Origin of the sequence: Rhodococcus sp. 14-2483-1-1 (assembly GCF_002259335.1) — a bacterium.
In the GTDB taxonomy this organism is placed as follows: domain Bacteria; phylum Actinomycetota; class Actinomycetes; order Mycobacteriales; family Mycobacteriaceae; genus Rhodococcoides.
The window spans coordinates 444,318-462,685 of sequence record NZ_NPFX01000021.1; the positions used below are offsets into that span (position 1 = coordinate 444,318).

General features: G+C 65.1%; 24 protein-coding genes and 1 pseudogene. 18 read left to right on the top strand and 7 right to left on the bottom strand.

All coding sequences use genetic code 11. The annotated features are described in order from the left end of the window. Positions 1 to 54 precede the first annotated feature (54 nt). The 5 genes from nadA to CH294_RS20625 all read left to right on the top strand — a co-directional run bounded on the left by nadA (position 55) and on the right by CH294_RS20625 (position 4,211). Complete coding sequence (gene nadA, locus CH294_RS20605) at positions 55 to 1,113, top strand: quinolinate synthase NadA (protein WP_052065879.1); 1,059 nt, start codon at positions 55 to 57, stop codon at positions 1,111 to 1,113. Continuing rightward, a complete protein-coding gene (locus tag CH294_RS20610; RefSeq protein WP_094738936.1) occupies positions 1,110 to 2,678 on the top strand; it encodes an L-aspartate oxidase in 1,569 nt (522 codons plus the stop codon). The genes nadA and CH294_RS20610 overlap by 4 nt, the downstream gene beginning before the upstream one ends. A 1-nt stretch (position 2,679) precedes the next feature. Continuing rightward, positions 2,680 to 3,555: a carboxylating nicotinate-nucleotide diphosphorylase gene (gene nadC, locus CH294_RS20615; RefSeq protein WP_094738937.1), complete on the top strand. Its 876-nt coding sequence runs from the start codon at positions 2,680 to 2,682 to the stop codon at positions 3,553 to 3,555. A gap of 32 nt (positions 3,556 to 3,587) precedes the next feature. Beyond that, positions 3,588 to 3,962: an RNA-binding S4 domain-containing protein gene (locus CH294_RS20620; RefSeq protein ID WP_037150788.1), complete on the top strand. Its 375-nt coding sequence runs from the start codon at positions 3,588 to 3,590 to the stop codon at positions 3,960 to 3,962. A gap of 66 nt (positions 3,963 to 4,028) precedes the next feature. Next, on the top strand, positions 4,029 to 4,211 hold the full coding sequence (locus CH294_RS20625) for a hypothetical protein (RefSeq protein ID WP_094738938.1): 183 nt from the start codon (positions 4,029 to 4,031) through the stop codon (positions 4,209 to 4,211). Between the two features lie 53 nt (positions 4,212 to 4,264). On the opposite strand, the pseudogene CH294_RS27890 reads toward CH294_RS20625, so the two are convergent. The 3 genes and pseudogenes from CH294_RS27890 to CH294_RS20635 all read right to left on the bottom strand — a co-directional run. Further along, positions 4,265 to 4,945: pseudogene (locus tag CH294_RS27890) on the bottom strand (DUF222 domain-containing protein); the annotation flags it as partial. Positions 4,946 to 5,212: 267 nt separating this feature from the next. Then, entirely contained in the window at positions 5,213 to 6,061 is an 849-nt protein-coding gene (locus CH294_RS27895; protein WP_249305405.1) for a DUF222 domain-containing protein, read from the bottom strand. 79 nt (positions 6,062 to 6,140) lie between these two features. Beyond that, positions 6,141 to 7,124, bottom strand: coding sequence for a LysR family transcriptional regulator (locus CH294_RS20635; protein WP_094738939.1), 984 nt, complete (start codon positions 7,122 to 7,124; stop codon positions 6,141 to 6,143). Positions 7,125 to 7,229: 105 nt separating this feature from the next. Here CH294_RS20635 and CH294_RS20640 point away from each other — a divergent pair, with 105 nt between their 5' ends. Continuing rightward, on the top strand, positions 7,230 to 7,619 hold the full coding sequence (locus CH294_RS20640; protein WP_170944809.1) for a DUF5997 family protein: 390 nt from the start codon (positions 7,230 to 7,232) through the stop codon (positions 7,617 to 7,619). Here CH294_RS20640 and CH294_RS20645 read toward each other — a convergent pair. Genes CH294_RS20645 through rhtB form a run of 3 tightly spaced genes read right to left on the bottom strand, consistent with a single transcriptional unit; the run spans position 7,616 to position 8,783 of the window. Further along, positions 7,616 to 7,999, bottom strand: a complete 384-nt coding sequence (locus CH294_RS20645; protein WP_094738940.1) for a YchJ family protein — start codon at positions 7,997 to 7,999, stop codon at positions 7,616 to 7,618. The genes CH294_RS20640 and CH294_RS20645 overlap by 4 nt on opposite strands. Beyond that, positions 7,996 to 8,145, bottom strand: a complete 150-nt coding sequence (locus CH294_RS27555) for a hypothetical protein (protein WP_155289322.1) — start codon at positions 8,143 to 8,145, stop codon at positions 7,996 to 7,998. Before CH294_RS27555 ends, CH294_RS20645 begins: the two co-directional genes overlap by 4 nt. Before the next feature lie 11 nt (positions 8,146 to 8,156). Next, the gene (gene rhtB, locus CH294_RS20650; RefSeq protein ID WP_032403982.1) at positions 8,157 to 8,783 is read right to left on the bottom strand and encodes a homoserine/homoserine lactone efflux protein; all 627 of its coding nucleotides are present in this window, start codon (positions 8,781 to 8,783) and stop codon (positions 8,157 to 8,159) included. Between the two features lie 81 nt (positions 8,784 to 8,864). Between rhtB and CH294_RS20655 the strand changes: the two genes are divergently transcribed. The 12 genes from CH294_RS20655 to hisI all read left to right on the top strand — a co-directional run bounded on the left by CH294_RS20655 (position 8,865) and on the right by hisI (position 17,839). Further along, positions 8,865 to 9,332, top strand: a complete 468-nt coding sequence (locus CH294_RS20655; RefSeq protein ID WP_032403983.1) for an SRPBCC family protein — start codon at positions 8,865 to 8,867, stop codon at positions 9,330 to 9,332. 21 nt (positions 9,333 to 9,353) lie between these two features. Next, a complete protein-coding gene (locus tag CH294_RS20660) occupies positions 9,354 to 9,872 on the top strand; it encodes a DinB family protein (RefSeq protein ID WP_094738941.1) in 519 nt (172 codons plus the stop codon). Between the two features lie 89 nt (positions 9,873 to 9,961). Next, positions 9,962 to 11,314: a histidinol dehydrogenase gene (gene hisD, locus CH294_RS20665; protein ID WP_032403985.1), complete on the top strand. Its 1,353-nt coding sequence runs from the start codon at positions 9,962 to 9,964 to the stop codon at positions 11,312 to 11,314. After that, positions 11,311 to 12,441: a histidinol-phosphate transaminase gene (locus tag CH294_RS20670; RefSeq protein WP_094738942.1), complete on the top strand. Its 1,131-nt coding sequence runs from the start codon at positions 11,311 to 11,313 to the stop codon at positions 12,439 to 12,441. The genes hisD and CH294_RS20670 overlap by 4 nt, the downstream gene beginning before the upstream one ends. Further along, positions 12,438 to 13,061 (top strand): imidazoleglycerol-phosphate dehydratase HisB, encoded by a 624-nt coding sequence (gene hisB, locus CH294_RS20675; protein ID WP_032379000.1) that lies wholly within the window; start codon positions 12,438 to 12,440, stop codon positions 13,059 to 13,061. Before CH294_RS20670 ends, hisB begins: the two co-directional genes overlap by 4 nt. A 61-nt stretch (positions 13,062 to 13,122) precedes the next feature. Then, positions 13,123 to 14,241: an MFS transporter gene (locus CH294_RS20680; RefSeq protein WP_094738997.1), complete on the top strand. Its 1,119-nt coding sequence runs from the start codon at positions 13,123 to 13,125 to the stop codon at positions 14,239 to 14,241. After that, positions 14,238 to 14,867: an imidazole glycerol phosphate synthase subunit HisH gene (gene hisH, locus CH294_RS20685; protein ID WP_032403988.1), complete on the top strand. Its 630-nt coding sequence runs from the start codon at positions 14,238 to 14,240 to the stop codon at positions 14,865 to 14,867. The genes CH294_RS20680 and hisH overlap by 4 nt, the downstream gene beginning before the upstream one ends. Then, positions 14,864 to 15,070 (top strand): hypothetical protein, encoded by a 207-nt coding sequence (locus CH294_RS20690; RefSeq protein WP_032403989.1) that lies wholly within the window; start codon positions 14,864 to 14,866, stop codon positions 15,068 to 15,070. The genes hisH and CH294_RS20690 overlap by 4 nt, the downstream gene beginning before the upstream one ends. A gap of 56 nt (positions 15,071 to 15,126) precedes the next feature. Further along, positions 15,127 to 15,861, top strand: coding sequence for a bifunctional 1-(5-phosphoribosyl)-5-((5-phosphoribosylamino)methylideneamino)imidazole-4-carboxamide isomerase/phosphoribosylanthranilate isomerase PriA (gene priA / locus CH294_RS20695; protein WP_037150780.1), 735 nt, complete (start codon positions 15,127 to 15,129; stop codon positions 15,859 to 15,861). Between the two features lie 6 nt (positions 15,862 to 15,867). Then, a complete protein-coding gene (locus CH294_RS20700; RefSeq protein WP_032403991.1) occupies positions 15,868 to 16,698 on the top strand; it encodes an inositol monophosphatase family protein in 831 nt (276 codons plus the stop codon). Then, positions 16,695 to 17,468 (top strand): imidazole glycerol phosphate synthase subunit HisF, encoded by a 774-nt coding sequence (gene hisF, locus CH294_RS20705; RefSeq protein ID WP_032378996.1) that lies wholly within the window; start codon positions 16,695 to 16,697, stop codon positions 17,466 to 17,468. The genes CH294_RS20700 and hisF overlap by 4 nt, the downstream gene beginning before the upstream one ends. Before the next feature lie 14 nt (positions 17,469 to 17,482). After that, positions 17,483 to 17,839, top strand: coding sequence for a phosphoribosyl-AMP cyclohydrolase (gene hisI / locus CH294_RS20710; RefSeq protein ID WP_094738943.1), 357 nt, complete (start codon positions 17,483 to 17,485; stop codon positions 17,837 to 17,839). Here the strand turns inward: hisI and CH294_RS20715 are convergent. After that, complete coding sequence (locus CH294_RS20715; protein ID WP_170944800.1) at positions 17,830 to 18,351, bottom strand: MarR family transcriptional regulator; 522 nt, start codon at positions 18,349 to 18,351, stop codon at positions 17,830 to 17,832. The genes hisI and CH294_RS20715 overlap by 10 nt on opposite strands. Positions 18,352 to 18,368 lie beyond the last annotated feature (17 nt).

The following is an 18,368-nucleotide window of genomic DNA, read 5'->3' on the forward strand; positions in this document are numbered from 1 at the left end:
CCTCGGAGGAAATTCGGTCACCGACGACCGGATGATCGGTGAAGGAGAACCGTCATGACCAGCAGCGCTACCCGGGTGAACATCCTGGACTCGGCATTCGCCGGAGTTCGCGACATCGTCGACGGAGCAGGTGGCTACGGGGGAGTGGAGGCAACTCCGGAATGGGCGGCCGAAGTGCGACGGCTCGCCGATCTGCGCGGCGCGACGCTGCTCGCGCACAACTACCAGCTGCCCGCGATTCAGGACGTCGCGGACCATGTCGGCGACTCCCTTGCGCTCTCGCGTATGGCCGCCGAGGTCTCCGAGGACACGATTGTGTTCTGCGGAGTCCATTTCATGGCCGAGACCGCCAAGATCCTGAGCCCGCAGAAAACGATCCTGATCCCGGACCAGCGCGCCGGCTGCTCGCTGGCCGATTCCATCACCGCAGACCAGCTCCGCGAATGGAAGGCCGATTTTCCCGACGCCGTCGTCGTCTCGTACGTCAACACCACCGCCGAGATCAAGGCACTGACCGATATCTGCTGCACGTCGTCCAACGCAGTGGAGGTCGTACAGTCCATCGACCCCAGCCGCGACATCCTGTTCCTGCCCGACCAGTTCCTCGGCGCACACGTCAAGCGCGTGACAGGACGCGAGAACCTGCACATCTGGGCAGGAGAATGCCACGTGCACGCCGGCATCAACGGCGACGAGCTGGCCGAGAAGTCTCGCACCCACCCCGATGCAGAGCTGTACGTGCACCCCGAATGCGGTTGCGCCACGTCGGCTCTCTACCTCGCCGGCGAAGGATTCGTTCCGGCCGAAAAGGTCAAGATTCTCTCCACCGGCGGCATGCTCGACGCTGCCCGCACCACCGCGTCGAAGCAGGTTCTGGTCGCCACCGAGATCGGCATGCTGCACCAACTGCGCATGGCCGCACCCGACGTCGACTTCCTCGCCGTCAACGACCGTGCATCGTGTGGCTACATGAAGATGATCACCCCTGCCGCGCTGCTTCGCTGCCTCGTCGAAGGACGAGACGAGGTACATGTCGACCTCGAAACTGCGAACATCGCCAGCAAGTCGGTGCAGCGGATGATCGAAATCGGTACCCCCGGCGGCGGAGAGTGAATCCGTCCGTCGCGTGGGAAACCGGAGCTGATCTGGTCGTCGTCGGCGGCGGCATCGCCGGACTCACTGCGGCTCGTACCGCTGCCGCCCGCGGCCTCAGGGTGCTGACCGTGAGCAAGGGCAGCTCCACCGACACCGCGACGCAGTATGCCCAGGGCGGGATCGCTGTCGTCGGAGCACAATTCGGCGATTCGATCGAATCGCACGTGGCCGATACGTGTGCTGCCGGTGCCGGACTGTGCGACGAGGACGCCGTGCGCTCCATCGTTGCCGGCGGGCGTGCGGCCATCGCCTCGCTCGAAGCTGCGGGAGCAGAATTCGATCGCGCTGCCGACGGCTCCGTCGCACGCACCAGGGAAGGCGGCCACAGTGTTCGCCGCATCATCCATGCCGGCGGCGACGCCACCGGTGCGGAGGTGCAGCGCACACTCGACGGTGCAGTGCCGACGGTGCAGTTCGACACGACCGCGCTGCGGGTGCTGACCACCGACGGCGAGGTTGTCGGTCTGCTCGTCCGCGGGCCCGACGGCCTCGGAGTCGTTCATTGCCCGACGGTTCTCCTGGCCACCGGCGGGCTGGGGCAGCTGTACTCGTGCAGCACCAACCCGGCCGGCGCGACGGCAGACGGCATCGCGCTCGCCCTCGATGCAGGCGCGCGCGTGGCCGATCTCGAATTCGTGCAGTTCCATCCCACGGTTCTGTTCGCTGCCGGGACGACGGGACGCCGTCCGTTGATCAGCGAGGCGGTACGCGGCGAGGGTGCCCACCTGGTCGATGTCACAGGCCGCGCGTTCATGGCCGGAGTGCACCCGCTGGCTGATCTTGCGCCACGCGACGTAGTGTCCCGGGCCATTGCCGAACTGCTGCACGACAGCGGCGACGACCACGTGCTGCTGGACGCCCGCCGCGTGGAGCACTTCCACGAGCGATTCCCGACCGTGACCGCCTCGTGCCTCCAGGCCGGCATCGATCCGGCGACGGACCTGATTCCGGTGGCACCCGCAGCACACTATTCGTGCGGAGGAGTGGTGACGGACACCGCTGGACGCACCTCGGTTCCGGGCTTGCTCGCTGCGGGCGAAGTGGCGCGCACCGGCCTGCACGGTGCCAACAGATTGGCGTCGAACAGTCTGCTCGAAGGTCTTGTCGTGGGTGAACGTGCGGCAATTGTGGCTGCCGAACGGGTCGGCAGGAGGGTCGAGGTGACGGACCTCGCGTTACCCACCTATCGCCGCATCGACCGGGGCGTGCTGCAGCGCACGATGACTGCCGAGGTCGGTGTGGTTCGCGATGCAGTGGGACTCGCTGCGGCACAACGCGTCCTGGCTCAGGGTGTCGTATCGGAACCGCCGGTCGACGCCCGTGCTGTCGAGGATGCTGCGCTGACAGCCGCGGCGGAGGTCATCGTCCTGGCCGCGAACCACCGCCGCGAAAGTAGAGGGTGCCACACCCGACGCGATTTCCCCGAGAGTGCGCCATCGCAACGCCGAAGCCTGCACATCGAACGAGGTCCCGACGGACGGCTGGGGATCGTGAACGACGACGTGATGACGGGAGCAAGCTGACATGTCCGAAATCTCGACCGAGGTGAACCCGGGTGTCGACCGAGCCGAGGTGCTCGCACTGATCCGGACGGCGCTGGACGAGGACTTGCGGTACGGGCCCGACATCACTACCACGGCAACGGTTTCCGAGGACGCGGTGGCGACGGCCTCGGTCGTGTCACGCCAGTTCGGCACGATCGCCGGCCTCGACGTCGGCCTTCTGGTCCTCGACGAGGTGATCGGTCCCGAGGGGTATTCCATCGTGCATCGCGTCGAGGACGGGGCGAATGTGGAACCAGGACAGGCCGTTCTGACGGTTCAGGCCCCGACTCGGGGGTTGCTCACGGCCGAGCGCACGATGCTCAACATCGTGTGCCATCTCTCGGGAATCGCCACCGCGACAGCCGGCTGGGTCGCCGAGGTTGCCGAGACCGAGTGCAAGATTCGGGACAGCCGAAAGACGTTGCCGGGCATGCGTTCGTTGCAGAAGTACGCGGTGCGCGCCGGCGGTGGCGTCAATCATCGAATGGGGTTGGGCGATGCTGCGCTCATCAAGGACAATCACGTTGCGGCTGCCGGTTCGGTCGTCGCTGCGTTGAACGCGGTGCGGGCCGCTGCGCCGAACATCGCCTGTGAAGTGGAGGTCGACAGCCTCGAACAACTCGACCAGGTGCTTGCCGAGAACGTCGAACTCGTTCTGCTGGACAACTTTGCGCTGTGGCAGACACAGATGGCGGTTCAGCGTCGTGACAAGTTCGCTCCCGAGACCAAGCTGGAATCCTCGGGTGGGTTGACGGTCGACGTGGCACGGGATTACGCGCGGACGGGGGTCGACTTTCTTGCCGTGGGCGGTCTGACACACTCGGTGACAGTGCTCGATCTAGGTCTGGACATGTAGTCAGGCCCGCGATGTGAGGAATTCGTTCGAAGATGGAAGTACAGAGTGCCCGCCTCGACAGCTGGATCTGGGCGGTGCGGTTGTTCAAGACGCGGTCCGCGGCAGCCGCTGCCTGCCGTGGTGGGCACGTCCGCGTCAACGGAACCCCAGCCAAGCCTGGTCTGCGAATCGGCCCGAACGACGAGGTTCGGCTGCGGGTCGACGGCGTGGAGAAGATCGTCGTGGTCGTGCGGGCGATCACCAAGCGTGTCGGTGCAGCTGTCGTCCCCGAGTGCCTGATCGATCACAGTCCGCCGCCGCCTCCGAAGGAAGTTCTGGCCTCCGTACCGCGTCGTGATCGAGGAGCCGGCAGACCGACCAAGCGCGATCGTCGTGAGATCGACCGACTGCGGGGCCTGGGTCTCTAGTGCGCGCGAGCCTATTCGGTTACCTTAGGTAACGACAAGCGGCTCGTACGCGCAAGGAGGTGTGGCATGGACTCCGTCCTGTGGACCCCACGTTTCGCGGCGGTGTATCTTCTGGCAGCAGCGTCGCTGCTCATTCTGTTTCTGGCTATCGACGCGTCCCTCGCCATTGCCGCACCTCTTCTGTTGATTTCATCAGGACTCGGAATCGCAGTTCTGATTCGCAATCGAAAGCGTCACCCGGTTCGCTGAGGCGCTTCGGGGACTGTCTAGGCAGAGCTGTGCCGTGATGCTGGTGTAGGTCGTCATGCGGGTTGTCGTGGTTCCTCGTCTCCGGTGTCGTCGTGCTGGTCGGGTGGGTACAGGACTTCCTCTGGGTGGTGTGCGTGGTTGATCAGCCCGCGGCGCTTGGGGTCCGTTCCTGTGGGTGGGTGCCAGAGGGTGCGGCCCGGATATCGATGTGCTGCTGTGGTTTTGGTGGTCGCCCATTTTCCGGGGCCGGTGCCGACGAGGGCGTGGTGCATGTCGCAGCCGAAGGTGAGGGAGTCGATGTCGGTGGGTCCGCCGTCTGTCCAGTCGTCGAGGTGGTGGGCTTGGCACCAGGTAGCGGGGCGGGTGCAGGAGGGGAAGCTGCAGCCGCGGTCTCGGGCGATGAGCACGATGCGTTGGTCGGCGGAGGCGATGCGTTTGGACCGGCCGAGGTACAGGGCGCGTCCGTGGTCGTCGAAAATAGTCAGGTAGTGGTGGGCGTGGGACGCCATACGGATCGCATCGCGGATGGAGACGCGTGATCCGGTGGCGGTCATGGCGTACCCGGATCCGGCGTCGAGGTCTTTGAGGGTCATGGTGACGATGGCGGCGACGGGCAGGCCGCGGTGGGTGCCGAGAGTCTCGGAGGCGAGTGTGTGCCGGAGGGCCAGTTTCAGGGCGTCGTGACGGCGTTCGTTCTGGGTGCGTCGATCCCGCGCGGCGGCAGCATCCCGCTCTGCGGCAGCATCCCGCGTAGCGGTGTCCGGACCTGCATCGTCGCCGCCGGTGTCCGATCCCAAGGCGTTGTCTGCATCGGTTGCGTCGTCTGAGTCAGCAGGGTCGTCGGGTGCCGCGGTGTCATTGGGTGCAGATGTGCCGTCGTGCGTTGTCCCACAACGATATTCGGGATATTCATCACATTCGTCGTCGCACTCGTCGTCGCCGTCGTAGTTCTTCTCATCCCACAGGCCTGCATCGCTGGGGTCTGCTTCGTGGGTGGTCGGCTAGGGCTTCGGCGCTGTGGCACTGCCGTTCTCGTCGTCGTGGACGACCGACGTCGGGTCGGCCGGGTTATTCACTCCCGGCTTCGCAGCTTTCGAGAACAAAGCCTCGAGATAGGCCAGTAGTTCGGGGTCGACGCAGAAGCTTCCTTCCGACATCCCGTCGGCACCCTGCTCACCGAGGTAGAAGAACGCATCGCGTCGTTTGCGTGGCTTGGGCTTCCCGTCCTCGTCCTCGTCGTGATCGCCGTCGGGGTTGAGGATCGAGTCCAGGTGCGCCACCAGCGGTGCGAAGTCGTCAGGGAGTCTGGTCGAGGCGTAGCCCACCAACTGCTGTTCTGCGAGATCCCGGGTCTGCGGGTCGACACTGGCAGGCAAGTGCTTGAAGAATTCGCGGATCATCTGCACATGCTTGGTATCGAGCAACCCCGCCCGTAGTGCTGCCGCGGTGTGCGGCAGCAGCGGAGGGAGGACTTCACCCGACAATGCGGTGCGATCACCCAACTCCGCAGCCAGACGCACCCGTGCACCGGCTGCTCGTGGGGTGATCCGCAGCATCCACGCCACCGAGCACGGCACCGACCCCGGATACACATCGAGGCCGTGCTGAGCGATCAACTCGTTGAGCCAGGTGTACGAGTACGCCGTCACCGATCGGGTGAGTGTTTCCATCCGCTGGATCACCGCACGCCGGTCGGCGTTCGTCCACGACACCGACGCTTGCGCGGCCAATTCGGCGACCGCGGACTCGACACGATCCACCAACACCGACAACTCGGGATCGGACACGACAGGGGGAGGCGGCACCGTCTCGATGCCGTCCACCCCTGATCCGCCGTCCCCCGAAAGCATGAACAGAATCTACCGCGACCCACCGACAAGTTTTCGAACACACGTTCCCGCGAACCGGAAGCGACGTGGGGAGACCGACTCAGCGCCGTTTGCCGCTCCGTCGCGCGTTCGTCTTCGTCTTGGCAACCGGACGGGCCGGCTTGGAGGGGTGCGCCTTCTTTTTCTTGACCGGCGCGTCGTCTGCCGAACCTCGTGAGCTACGGGTCGACCGTCCTCGAACGATGCCGATGAACTCCTCGATGCGGTCGTCCTCGTGTTCGGCGACCCACGCCAATGCAATCTGGGAGTGCTCGAGGTCGGTCACCGGGCGGTAGACGAGATCTTTGCGAGCGTTGAATCGGGCCACCGAATGCGGCACGATCGCCACCCCCAGCCCGGCAGCCACGTACTCGAACGTCTCGGCAGTGGAATTCATCGGGGGCAGGGCAGGGCGATTGCCGACTTCGAGTTCCGTTGCAACAGCAGCCCATTCGGGGACCGTCGCGGGATCGGCCAGCAAATGCTCGTCGGCGAGATCGCTCGCGGTGACAGAATCGAATGCTGCGACGGCATGGTCTTTCGGGACCACCACAACCTGGACTTCCTGATACAGGCCGATCGCATTGAGGCCCTCTCTATCCAACGGCGGTCGAACGAAGCTCACATCGACCGTTCCGTCGTGCAGGGCCGACACCTGAGTTTCCGGCGTCGTAGCCGTTACGGACAGCGTGACGTCCGGGAACCGATCCGCCCAGATTCGCGTCCACTTCGTCAGCGTCACACCTTCGGCGTAGCCGATGGTGAACGTCGTCGGCTCGGCAGTAGCAACCTGAGCGAGCTCCGAGCGCCGATCGTCCTCGGCAATCTCCACCAGAGCCCGCTCGAGCAGAGCGCGGCCGTCCTCGGTGAGTTCGGTGGGGGAGACCCCCGGCACGAACAGGTCGGCGCCGAGCTGCTCCTCGAGTTCCACGATGGTCTTGCTCAGGCGGATTCGCGATATTCCGAGCGACTGAGCAGCGCGGGCGAAATGCAGTTGTTGCGCCACTGCGGCGTACCAGCGCAGTGTCTGCACATCGATGTTCACGGTGTCGAGCCTATTGGACGGCGCGCAACGTGCGGGACGGTGGCGTCGAGACCGCGGAATGCCGGATAAGCTGGTCCGGTGAGCCCGGAGAACAAACAGCAGACCATGAAGCCATTGACCGCGGCGAACAAGCTCGGCATCTACCTTCCCGCAGCGCCCGAGGAGTTTCAGAACTCGATGGTCAGCAGGTCCGACCTCGACGCGTTGCGTAGCGATCCGCCGCAGTGGCTGACCGATTTGCAGACCAACGGACCGTTTCCGCGCGACGTCATCGCGAAGAAGCTGGGCGTGTCCATCGCAGGCCTGGCCCGCGGCGGAGTCACCGAAGCGTTGACCAGTGACGCCATCGACGAGCTCGTCGCCAGCCCGCCGCAGTGGCTCGTTCGTGAGCGCCGCACTCAGATCCAGGTTCGCAAGGATGCCGAACGCATCAAGGAGAAGCAGGAAGCGCGTCGTACTGCAGGCAACCGGCCGACCAAGCTGCGCAACCTCTAGCGCGAGACCACTCCGTCGAGGTAGAGCCAGCGGCCGCCCACGCGGACGAATCGACTTACCTCGCTCATCGCGCCCGCACCCTCGGGGTGCTTGTAGTGCGCTCGGAACTCGACTGTTCCTTCGTCGTCGAACAGGCCGCCCGCGTCGACCCCGACGATGTCGAGTCGGTACCACCGCTGATCGGAATCGAGATCCAACTCGTGCGGAACCGTGTCGGGATGCCACGACGCGCGTAGGTAAGCCGCATGGCCGACGGCGAACGCAGTGAATCGAGATCGCATCAGCTTCTCGGCTGTCGGCGCGCTGGCATCGCCGCGCAGATACGGCTCGCAACACGCGTCGAACGTGTCACCACTCGAACACGGACACCGTCGACTCACTCGGCTGCTTCCACTTCGACTGTGTAGGTACCGAGTTCGTGCTCGTCCCGCTTACCGACATCCTGAATCCACGTGTTGGCTTCGAGGAGAGTGTCGAACAATCCCAACGGGATCGGGTCTCCGCCGAGCGCGTTCTTCATGATCACGCGGTACTTCCTCACGGTGTCACCCGACGAACAGTCGCGAGAAATGTTGCGGCAGCGAAGAACATCCCGGCGAACGTGCGATTCATCGTCTTCTGTTGGCGCTGTGAGCGCATCAGCCGCAGCACCCGAGATGCCAGCGAGGTGTATCCGGTCATCACCAGCATGTCGACCGCGACCATCGTGGCCGCGATGACCAGGTACTGAGCGAGCAGGGGCCGCGCCGGATCGAGGAACTGGGGAAGGACGGCGACCATGAACACGACGGCCTTCGGGTTACTGGCGTTGACCAGGAATCCTCGTGCCAGCATCGTCGTTCCGCGATCGGCCACCGCGGGGGCGTCGGCGACGTCGGTGGGAGCTGCGCGCCACTGACGGACACCCAGGTAGACCAGGTACGCAACACCGAACCACTTGATTGCAGTGAACGCCAGCGCCGAGCTGGCGAGGACTGCACCCAGTCCGACGGCGACGATGCCGATCTGCAGGAGCAAGCCGATCTGCAGACCGAAGATGTTCCAGTAACCGCGGCGCAGGCCGTAGCGAAGCCCGGTGGACATCGATGCGATGGCACCGGCACCGGGGGACAGACTGATGACGATGCTGGCACCGAGAAACGCGAGCCACACTGACCAGGACATGTGTTCATTGAACTATGCCCGTCAATTCACTTTCGTCTCGACCGGTGTGTCGAACGAGGCGCTGTGGGGTAGGCCGTGGGAATGGCAGACATCAGAACCATCGACACAGGTCCGCAGCAAGTCACCCGTCAGACCGAGGTGCGGGCGTCGGCGTCCGAATTGTTCGACATCGTCGCTGATCCCACTCGGCACGGCGAGCTCGACGGATCGGGCACGGTCAAGGACACCGTCCGCGGTCCCGATCGCCTCAGCACCGGCGCAAAGTTCTCCGTCGGCATGAAGCAGTACGGCGTGCCGTACAAGATCACCAGCACCGTCACCGAGTTCGTCGACGCCGATCGGCACAAGGTTGTCGAGTGGCAGCACCCGATGGGTCACAGCTGGCGCTGGGAGTTCGAGGAGACGCAGCCGGGCCTGACCACGGTGACCGAGAGCTTCAAGTACGGCACGGCCAAGGTGCCGAAGATGTTGGAGCTGTTCAAGATGCCACAGAAGAACGCGCAGGGCATCAAGAGCACACTGCACAACCTGGCTGCCCGCTACGCCTGACCTGAATCTATTCTGACCGGCATGCCGATCGATCCCGACACCAAGAACTGGACCTGGGTACTCGAGCGAGTGTGCCCGGATTGCGGGTTCGACTCGAGTGCCGTCGTTTACGACGACATCCCGAACCTGATCCGCGCCGACGTCGAGCGTTGGGATGTAGTTCTGCGGCGCGACGACGTCGCACTGCGGCCCGACGACTCGACGTGGTCTGCGCTCGAGTACGCCGCCCATGTCCGTGACGCGCATCGAATCTTTCGTACCCGACTGGAGCTGGTGCTCACCGAGGACGATCCCGAGTTCGCGAATTGGGACCAGGACGCCACCGCGGTGTCCGAGAACTACAACGACCAGAACCCTGCGGCGGTGGCGGCGGAGCTCGGTGATGCTGCCCGGGCCCTCGCCGATGATTTCGCCGCCGTGCCGCCGGAGAAGCGCCACCGGACGGGTCGACGCAGCGACGGGTCGAACTTCTCCGTCGAATCACTGGCCGCGTACTACATACACGATCCGATTCACCATCTGTGGGACGTGCGGGGCTGAGCCGAATTCGGTGGAACTATCCTGGGAGTTCGGACAACACTGATTCGACCGAACCCCGGCACCGAACCGACTTCACGAAGGGGCCCACTATGCCTGCCCGCATCGAGCTCGCCCGCGTCGATCTACGCGGACGAACTCCATCCACCGCCGAACTACGCGGCGCACTTCCCCGAGGCGGAGTGGATGTCGATTCGGTGCTGCATCAGGTTCGCCCCGTCGTCGACGCGGTCAAGGAGCGCGGTGCCGACGCGGCCCTCGAGTTCAGCGAGAAGTTCGACGGGGTCCGACCGGACCGCATTCGAGTTCCTCAGCAGGAATTGGTTCGCGCACTCGAGGAGCTGGATCCGGCCGTCCGGGCCGCGCTCGAAGTTGCCATCGAGCGAACCCGTCTCGTGCACTCGGATCAGCGCCGAACCGACCACACCACTCAGGTGGTACCCGGCGGCACCGTGACCGAGCGCTGGATTCCGGTCGATCGCGTAGGGCTCTACGTGCCCGGTGGCAACGCCGTGTATCCGTCGTCGGTCGTGATGAATGTCGTTCCGGCTCAGATTGCAGGTGTCGGTTCGCTGGTGGTGGCGTCACCGCCGCAGAAGAACTTCGGTGGCCTTCCCCACCCGACAATCCTTGCGGCCGCGCAGCTCCTCGGCGTCGACGAGGTCTGGGCTGTCGGCGGCGGCCAGGGTGTTGCGCTGCTCACGTACGGCGGGGTCGATACCGACGGCGGCGAACTGGCACCGGTCGATCTGATCACCGGTCCCGGCAACATCTACGTCACCGCTGCCAAACGGCTGTGCCGCTCGCTCATCGGAATCGACTCCGAGGCAGGCCCCACCGAGATCGCAATTCTCGCCGACGGCACCGCAGACCCGATCCATGTGGCAGCAGACCTGATCAGCCAGGCCGAACACGACGTCATGGCCGCCAGTGTGCTGGTGACCGACAGTATGGAGCTCGCCGAGGCCGTGGACGAGGCCGTCAATGCGCAGATCGCGTTCACCCGGCACGCGGAACGCGTCACCACGGCACTGAACGGCAGCCAGTCCGGCATCGTGCTGGTCGACGACGTCACGCAGGGGTTGGCGGTGGTCAACGCGTACGCCGCCGAACACCTCGAGATCCAGACGAAGGACGCGTCCGACGTCGCGGCTCGGGTGCGCAGCGCCGGTGCCGTGTTCGTCGGAGCCTGGTCGCCGGTGAGCCTCGGTGACTACTGCGCCGGGTCCAATCACGTGCTCCCGACCGCCGGGTGTGCTCGGCACTCGTCCGGCCTGAGCGTGCAGACGTTCCTGCGGGGCATCCATGTGGTGGACTACAGCGAAGCTGCGCTCAAAGATGTTGCTGCGCATGTCATTGCCCTGGCCAATGCCGAGGATCTGCCGGCCCACGGCGAAGCGGTGCGGCTGCGGTTCGAAGGGTTGCGCACCGGTGACGCGTCATGAGTGATGCTCTGGGACGGTCGGTTTCGCTGGACGACCTACCTCTGCGCGAGGCGCTGATCGGCAAGTCGCCGTACGGCGCGCCGCAGCTCACCGTTCCGGTTCAGTTGAACACCAACGAGAATCCGCATCCGCCGACGCAGGCCTTGATCGACGACGTCGCCGACTCGGTGCGGATTGCTGCTGCGCAACTGCACCGCTATCCGGATCGCGATGCCGACGAGTTGCGTGCCGACCTCGCGCGCTACCTCACCGACCAGACCGGCTTCGCGGTCGCCACCGCCAACGTGTGGGCGGCCAACGGATCCAACGAAATTCTGCAGCAGCTTCTGCAGGCGTTCGGCGGACCGGACCGCACCGCGCTGGGTTTCGTGCCGTCGTATTCGATGCACCCGATCATTTCCTCGGGAACTCAGACCGAATGGATTCCCGCGAAGCGTCGGGCAGATTTCTCGCTCGACGTCGACTATGCGGTGCAGGCGATAGAGGAGCGTAAGCCCGACGTCGTGTTCGTCACCAGCCCCAACAATCCGACGGGGCACAGCGTCGACGAGCAGGATCTGCGGCGGATCCTCGACGCCGCACCGGGAATCGTGGTGGTCGACGAGGCCTACGCCGAATTCTCTTCGGCAACAAGCGCAATCGGACTGATCGAGAGCTACCCCAGCAAGATCGTGGTCAGCCGAACCATGAGCAAAGCGTTCGCGTTCGCCGGTGGTCGGTTGGGATACCTCATTGCGGCCCCGGCCGTCGTCGACGCAATGTTGTTGGTGCGCTTGCCGTATCACCTGTCGGTGGTCACTCAAGCCGCCGCTCGCGCGGCGTTGCGGCATGCCTCGGACACCCTCGGCAGCGTGGCCGAGCTCTCCGCCGAGCGTGATCGGGTTGCACGTGCACTCGCCGGCCAGGGATACGACGTGGTGCCGTCCGACGCCAACTTCCTGCTCTTCGGCCGGTTCTCCGATGCGGCCGCGACCTGGCAGCGGTACCTGGACGAAGGCGTGCTCATCCGGGACGTCGGAATACCAGAATATCTACGCGTCACCATCGGACTGGCGCACGAGAACGACCGATTCCTCACCGTCAGCGCAGCACTCGCATCGACCGAAACAGCAGAGGCACAGAAGTGACCACACCCGCTCCCCGCATCGCCAAGATCGAGCGCACCACCAAGGAATCCGACATCTCGGTCGAGCTGAACCTCGACGGCACCGGCATCGTCGACATCTCCACCGGCGTTCCCTTCTACGATCACATGCTCACCGCGCTGGGCACCCATGCTCGTTTCGACCTGACGGTTCGGGCGAAGGGCGACATCGAGATCGAGGCACATCACACCGTCGAGGACACCGCCATCGTGCTCGGTCAAGCCCTTGGGCAGGCCCTCGGCGACAAGGCCGGCATCACCAGATTCGGCGACTCGTTCATTCCGATGGACGAAACGCTCGTGCATGCGGCCGTCGACGTGTCCGGTCGTCCGTACTGCGTGCACACCGGCGAGCCCGACTACATGGTGCATTCCGTGATCGGCGGCTACCCCGGTGTTCCGTATTCGACCGTGATCAACAAGCACGTGTTCGAGACGCTGGCCTCGAACGCTCGGATTGCGTTGCACGTCCGAGTGATCTACGGCCGCGATCAGCACCACATCACCGAAGCAGAGTTCAAAGCGGTCGCGCGAGCACTGCGTCAGGCCACCGAGTACGACCCTCGGGTGACCGGAATTCTGTCCACCAAGGGAAGTCTGTGATCGATCGACCGGCACTCGTACTTTGAGCGGTCTGCTGGCGATTCGCGGGCTTCCGGCCGCGATGGCAATGGGGGCAGCGTCGTTCGGTGGCTGGGGCTTGCTGCTTCCGGTCATACCCCTGGCAGTGTCGCAATCCGGGGCATCCGACGCGGTGGCAGCGGCCAGCACCGCGATCTTCATGACCACCACGGTGATCACTCAGCTGTTCGTGCCGCGGATGCTGATGAGCGTCGGCCACCGCGCTGTACTTGCCGCAGGGTGCTTGCTCCTGGGTGTTCCGTCTCTTCTGTTCATCGTGTCGGTCGATGCCGTACCGGCATTGGCCGTGTCGGCCCTGAGAGGAACAGGCTTCGGCATGCTGACGGTGGCCGGTGCTGCCATCGTCGCCGAGCTGGCCCCCACTGCTCTGCTCGGCCGTGCGACGGGCGCGCAGGGGATCGCCGTCGCATTGGCTCAGATGGTCACGCTGCCAATGGGTTTGGTGATCTTTGCGGCGAATCCGACGGCCGTGTTCGTGCTCGGCGCTCTCGTGCCTGCAGCAGGCTTGATCGGCGTGGCACTGTTACCGCCCACCAGACCCGCGCCGCAGCCGCCCAGAATCGAACGGGTTCGCCTCGACGTACGGCAATTCCTCGTGCCGTGTCTCGTCGTGGCCTCGGTGTCCGCGGCGTATGGCGGAATCACCAGCCTGTTGCCGATCGCGGAATCGAACCGAGCCGCCATGATCGGTCTTGCCTTGGCCGTCGTCAGTGCCGCGATGCTCGTCGGCCGGTACACCGCAGGATCGGTTGCAGATCGAATCGGCATCGGACGCTCCGTCGTTCCCGCGCTGGTCTCGGCTGCGATCGGCATCGCGCTGTTCGCGATCGCAGCGCTGGGGAACATGCCCGCTGCACTGTTCTTCGTCGCCGCCGTTCTGTTCGGAATCGGGTACGGAGCGTGCCAGAACGACAGTCTGGTGATGGCGTTCGACGCGGCCGGGCCCGCTCGCTACAGCAGCGCCAGCGCCGTGTGGAACATCAGCTTCGACGCGGGCACCGGTGCGGGTGCGCTCGCGCTGGGCGTTCTCGCCACGAGCGTGGGGTACACCGCGGGATTCACCGCGGCCGCAATCACGGTGGTCGTCGTTGCGGCGGTGGCGCTGATCGCCCGACCACGCCCCGATAGACTTCCCTCATGACTTCTGTGGTGTTGCTCGATTACGGCTCGGGCAATCTGCACTCGGCGAAGAGGGCGTTGGCCCGGGTCGGTGCCGACGTGACGGTGACCTCGGATTTCGACGAAGCCCTCGATGCAGAGGCATTGGTCGTTCCCGGTGTCGGCGCGTTCGCCGCATGCATGGAGGGTCTGCTGGGGGTGCGCGGTGACCGCATCATCGGGCGTCGCCTGGCCGGCGGACGCCCGGTGTTGGGAATCTGCGTCGGAATGCAGATTCTGTTCGATCGTGGCGTCGAATTCGGTGTCGAGGCCAACGGATGTGGGGAATGGCCGGGGACGGTCGAGCGCCTGCAGGCCGACGTGTTGCCCCACATGGGCTGGAACACCGTCGAGGCACCGGAGAAGAGCGTGCTGTTCGACGGCATCGATCCCGAGACCCGGTTCTATTTCGTCCACTCCTACGCTGCGCAGCAATGGGAGCTCGAACCCAGCGACACCATCGCCGCGCCTCTGCTGACGTGGGCCGATCACGGCGGCCGATTCCTCGCTGCCGTGGAGAACGGCGCGCTCTCGGCCACCCAGTTCCACCCGGAGAAATCCGGAGACGCCGGTGCCGCGCTACTCGAGAACTGGGTTCGATCGGTGTGAGCGACCGCGAGTTCTCGCTGGGCAGGTTGGCCGTCCGGGCACTCGGTGCGGCCGTCGCGGTGTTGGCTCTCGCCACTGCCCTGATCGCCGTCCTGCAACCGAGCGCCGGCATAGCTCTGTCCATTGCCTTGGCCGGTGTGGTCGGAGCGATCGCAGCAATGGGAGTGGTGTCCACGCGTATGACGCGCAGGGACCTCCGGTAGGACCACAGACGACCCGTTTTGGGTTCACGCACGCTCGGCCCGTAGCATAACCGCACGTGAGCCTGGTCTTATTGCCTGCTGTCGATGTCGCAGGCGGCGAAGCTGTTCGTCTCGTTCAAGGAGAAGCCGGAAGCGAGACCAAGTACGGGTCGCCTCGTGATGCCGCCCTCGCGTGGCAGAACGACGGCGCGGAATGGGTCCATCTCGTTGATCTCGACGCCGCGTTCGGGCGGGGTTCCAACCGGGAGTTGCTCGCGTCGGTCGTCGGCGAACTCGACGTCAAGGTAGAGCTGTCCGGTGGCATTCGTGACGACGAGTCGCTGCGCGCGGCGCTGGCGACCGGTTGTGCGCGAGTCAATCTCGGTACCGCAGCCCTCGAGGATCCGCAGTGGTGCTCCCGTGCGATCGGAGAGTTCGGTGATCGCGTCGCGGTCGGTCTGGACGTGCTGATCGTCGACGGAGCTCCGCGACTACGCGGCCGCGGCTGGGTCAGCGACGGCGGCGATCTGTGGGACGTGCTCGAGCGGCTCGAGCGCGACGGGTGTTCGCGCTACGTGGTCACCGACGTGACCAAGGACGGCACGTTGACGGGGCCCAATCTCGAACTGCTCGCCGACGTGTGTGCCAAGACCGACAAGCCGGTCATCGCGTCGGGCGGCGTGTCCACCATTGCAGATCTGGAAGCGATCGCCGGCCTTGTCGATCGCGGCGTGGAAGGTTCCATTGTCGGAAAGGCGTTGTACGCCGGACGTTTCACTCTCCCCGACGCCCTCGCCGCGGTGTCTCGGTAGCAACGAATGACCCTTCCCGAGGAGCCGACTCGTCTGCTCGAGATCGCCGGTGGATTGCTCGACGGCGTCCACGATCGGTTCGTTGCGGGCGTCGGCGCACCGAGTGCAGTGCAGAAGGGGCCCGACGATTTCGCCACCGCTGTGGATCTGGAACTCGAGCGTCGGCTCGGTGCGGAACTGTTCGATTCGACCGGAATTGCAGTTCACGGTGAAGAATTCGGCGGGCCGGATCTGAACTCCGGGCTCGTCTGGGTGCTCGACCCCATCGACGGCACGTTCAACTACTCGTCGGGGCTGCCTTCGGCGGGGACGTTGTTGGCGTTGCTCGACGACGGTGTGCCCGTCCTCGGCCTGACCTGGCTGCCGCTGGTGGACCAGCGTTTCGCTGCGGTGGCGGGCGGCCCGCTACTACTGAACGGTGTTGCGCTCCCGGCGCTGCAGCCGAAAGTGTTGCGCGAGTCCATGATCGGCTTCGGTGCCTTCAACGTCGCCAGTCGTGGCTCACTGCCCGGACGGTTCAGGTTCCGCATCCTCGAAGAACTGTCGATGCAGTCCTCGCGTCTGCGGATGCACGGTGCCACCGGAGTGGACCTGGCCTACACGGCCAGCGGTGTACTGGGCGGCGCTGTGGTCTTCGGCCACCGGGCCTGGGACAACGCTGCCGGTGCGCTGCTGGTGCGCGCCGCAGGCGGAATCGTCACCGACCTCGCGGGCGAACCGTGGACGGTCGACTCGACGTCGGTGCTCGCTGCCGGGCCCGGGGTGCACGATCAGCTACTGAAGGTGATCACCGAACTCGGTGACCCCGCCGACTATCTGGAAGGACCTGCGCGATGAGCGTCGCGGTCAGAGTGATTCCGTGCCTCGACGTCGATGCCGGACGTGTCGTCAAGGGTGTCAACTTCGAAAACCTCCGCGACGCAGGTGATCCCGTCGAACTAGCGGCTGCCTACGACGCACAGGGAGCCGACGAGCTGACCTTTCTCGACGTCACCGCGTCCACCTCGGATCGAGGCACGATGCTGGACGTCGTCAGCCGTACAGCCGAGCAGGTGTTCATTCCGCTCACTGTCGGCGGGGGAGTACGCACGGTCGCAGACGTCGATCGTCTGTTGCGGGCCGGAGCGGACAAGGTCAGTGTCAACACCGCCGCGATCGCCCGACCCGAGTTGCTGCGCGAGCTCAGTGAGCGGTTCGGGTCTCAATGCATCGTGCTCTCGGTCGACGCTCGTACCGTTCCGCAGGGGCAGCAGGACACCCCATCTGGCTGGGAGGTCACCACACACGGCGGTAAACGCGGAACCGGCATCGACGCCGTCGAATGGGCGGTTCGTGGTGCCGAACTGGGCGTGGGAGAAATTCTGCTCAATTCGATGGATGCCGACGGCACGAAGGCCGGGTTCGATCTACCGATGATTGCGGCTGTCCGGGCCGCGGTGCACGTGCCGGTCATAGCCAGCGGGGGAGCGGGACGGGTGGAGCACTTCGCACCCGCAGTGCAGGCCGGGGCGGACGCCGTTCTCGCCGCCAGCGTCTTCCATTTCGGCGACCTCACCATCGGTCAGGTCAAAGATGCGATGCGCGTCGAGCGCATCGTCGTTCGATAGCAAAGAGGTTTCCGATGACACTCGACGCGAGTCTCTCCGCGAGACTCAAGCGCAACGAGGCCGGACTGTTCAGTGCGGTCGTGCAGGAACGATCGACCGGGCAGGTGCTGATGGTCGCTTGGATGGACGACGAGGCATTGTCTCGAACCCTCGAAACCCGCAAGGGCACTTACTTTTCCAGGTCCCGGCAGCAGTACTGGGTGAAGGGCGAGACGTCGGGGCACACGCAGTACGTGCACGAGGTCAGGCTCGACTGCGACGGTGACACCGTGCTTCTGGTAGTCGATCAGGTCGGTGCGGCATGTCACACCGGCACCCACACCTGCTTCGACGCCGACGTGCTGATGGGGCCCGAGAACTCTCAGGCGTGACCTGTGCCCGCAGCGATTCCCTTGTCCAACTGGGCCAACAGGGTTGCGCTCAGGGTCGAGAGCTGCTCGACCTCCGTGTCCGAGAGCCCCTCGAACACCAGCGCCTGTACCGTGCCGACGTGCCCTGGGGCCGATTCCACGACCTTCGCCATACCCGAGTCGGTCAGCACCGCGTAGGAACCGCGGCTGCCCGGGATGGACTCCCGGCGAACCCACCCGGCCTTCTCGAGCTTGGTCACCACGTGTGAGAGCCGCGAGAGCGACGCATTTGCGAACTCGGCCAGATCCCGAAGTTGGATTCGCCGCTGCGGGTTCTCGCTGACGGTGGCGAGAACGAAGTAGTCGAAGTGGGTCAGCCGAGAATCGCGCTGCAGCTGGGCGTCCAGCGCTGCCGGAAGTCGAGTGATGAGGGCGACGAGCGACCGCCAGGCCTCCTGTTGACTCTCGGTGAGCCACTGGGGATCCACCGCATAACTCGGTGTCGCATCCATCGGTGTCGCCGACGTGTCCATCGCGGGGAACCTCTCGA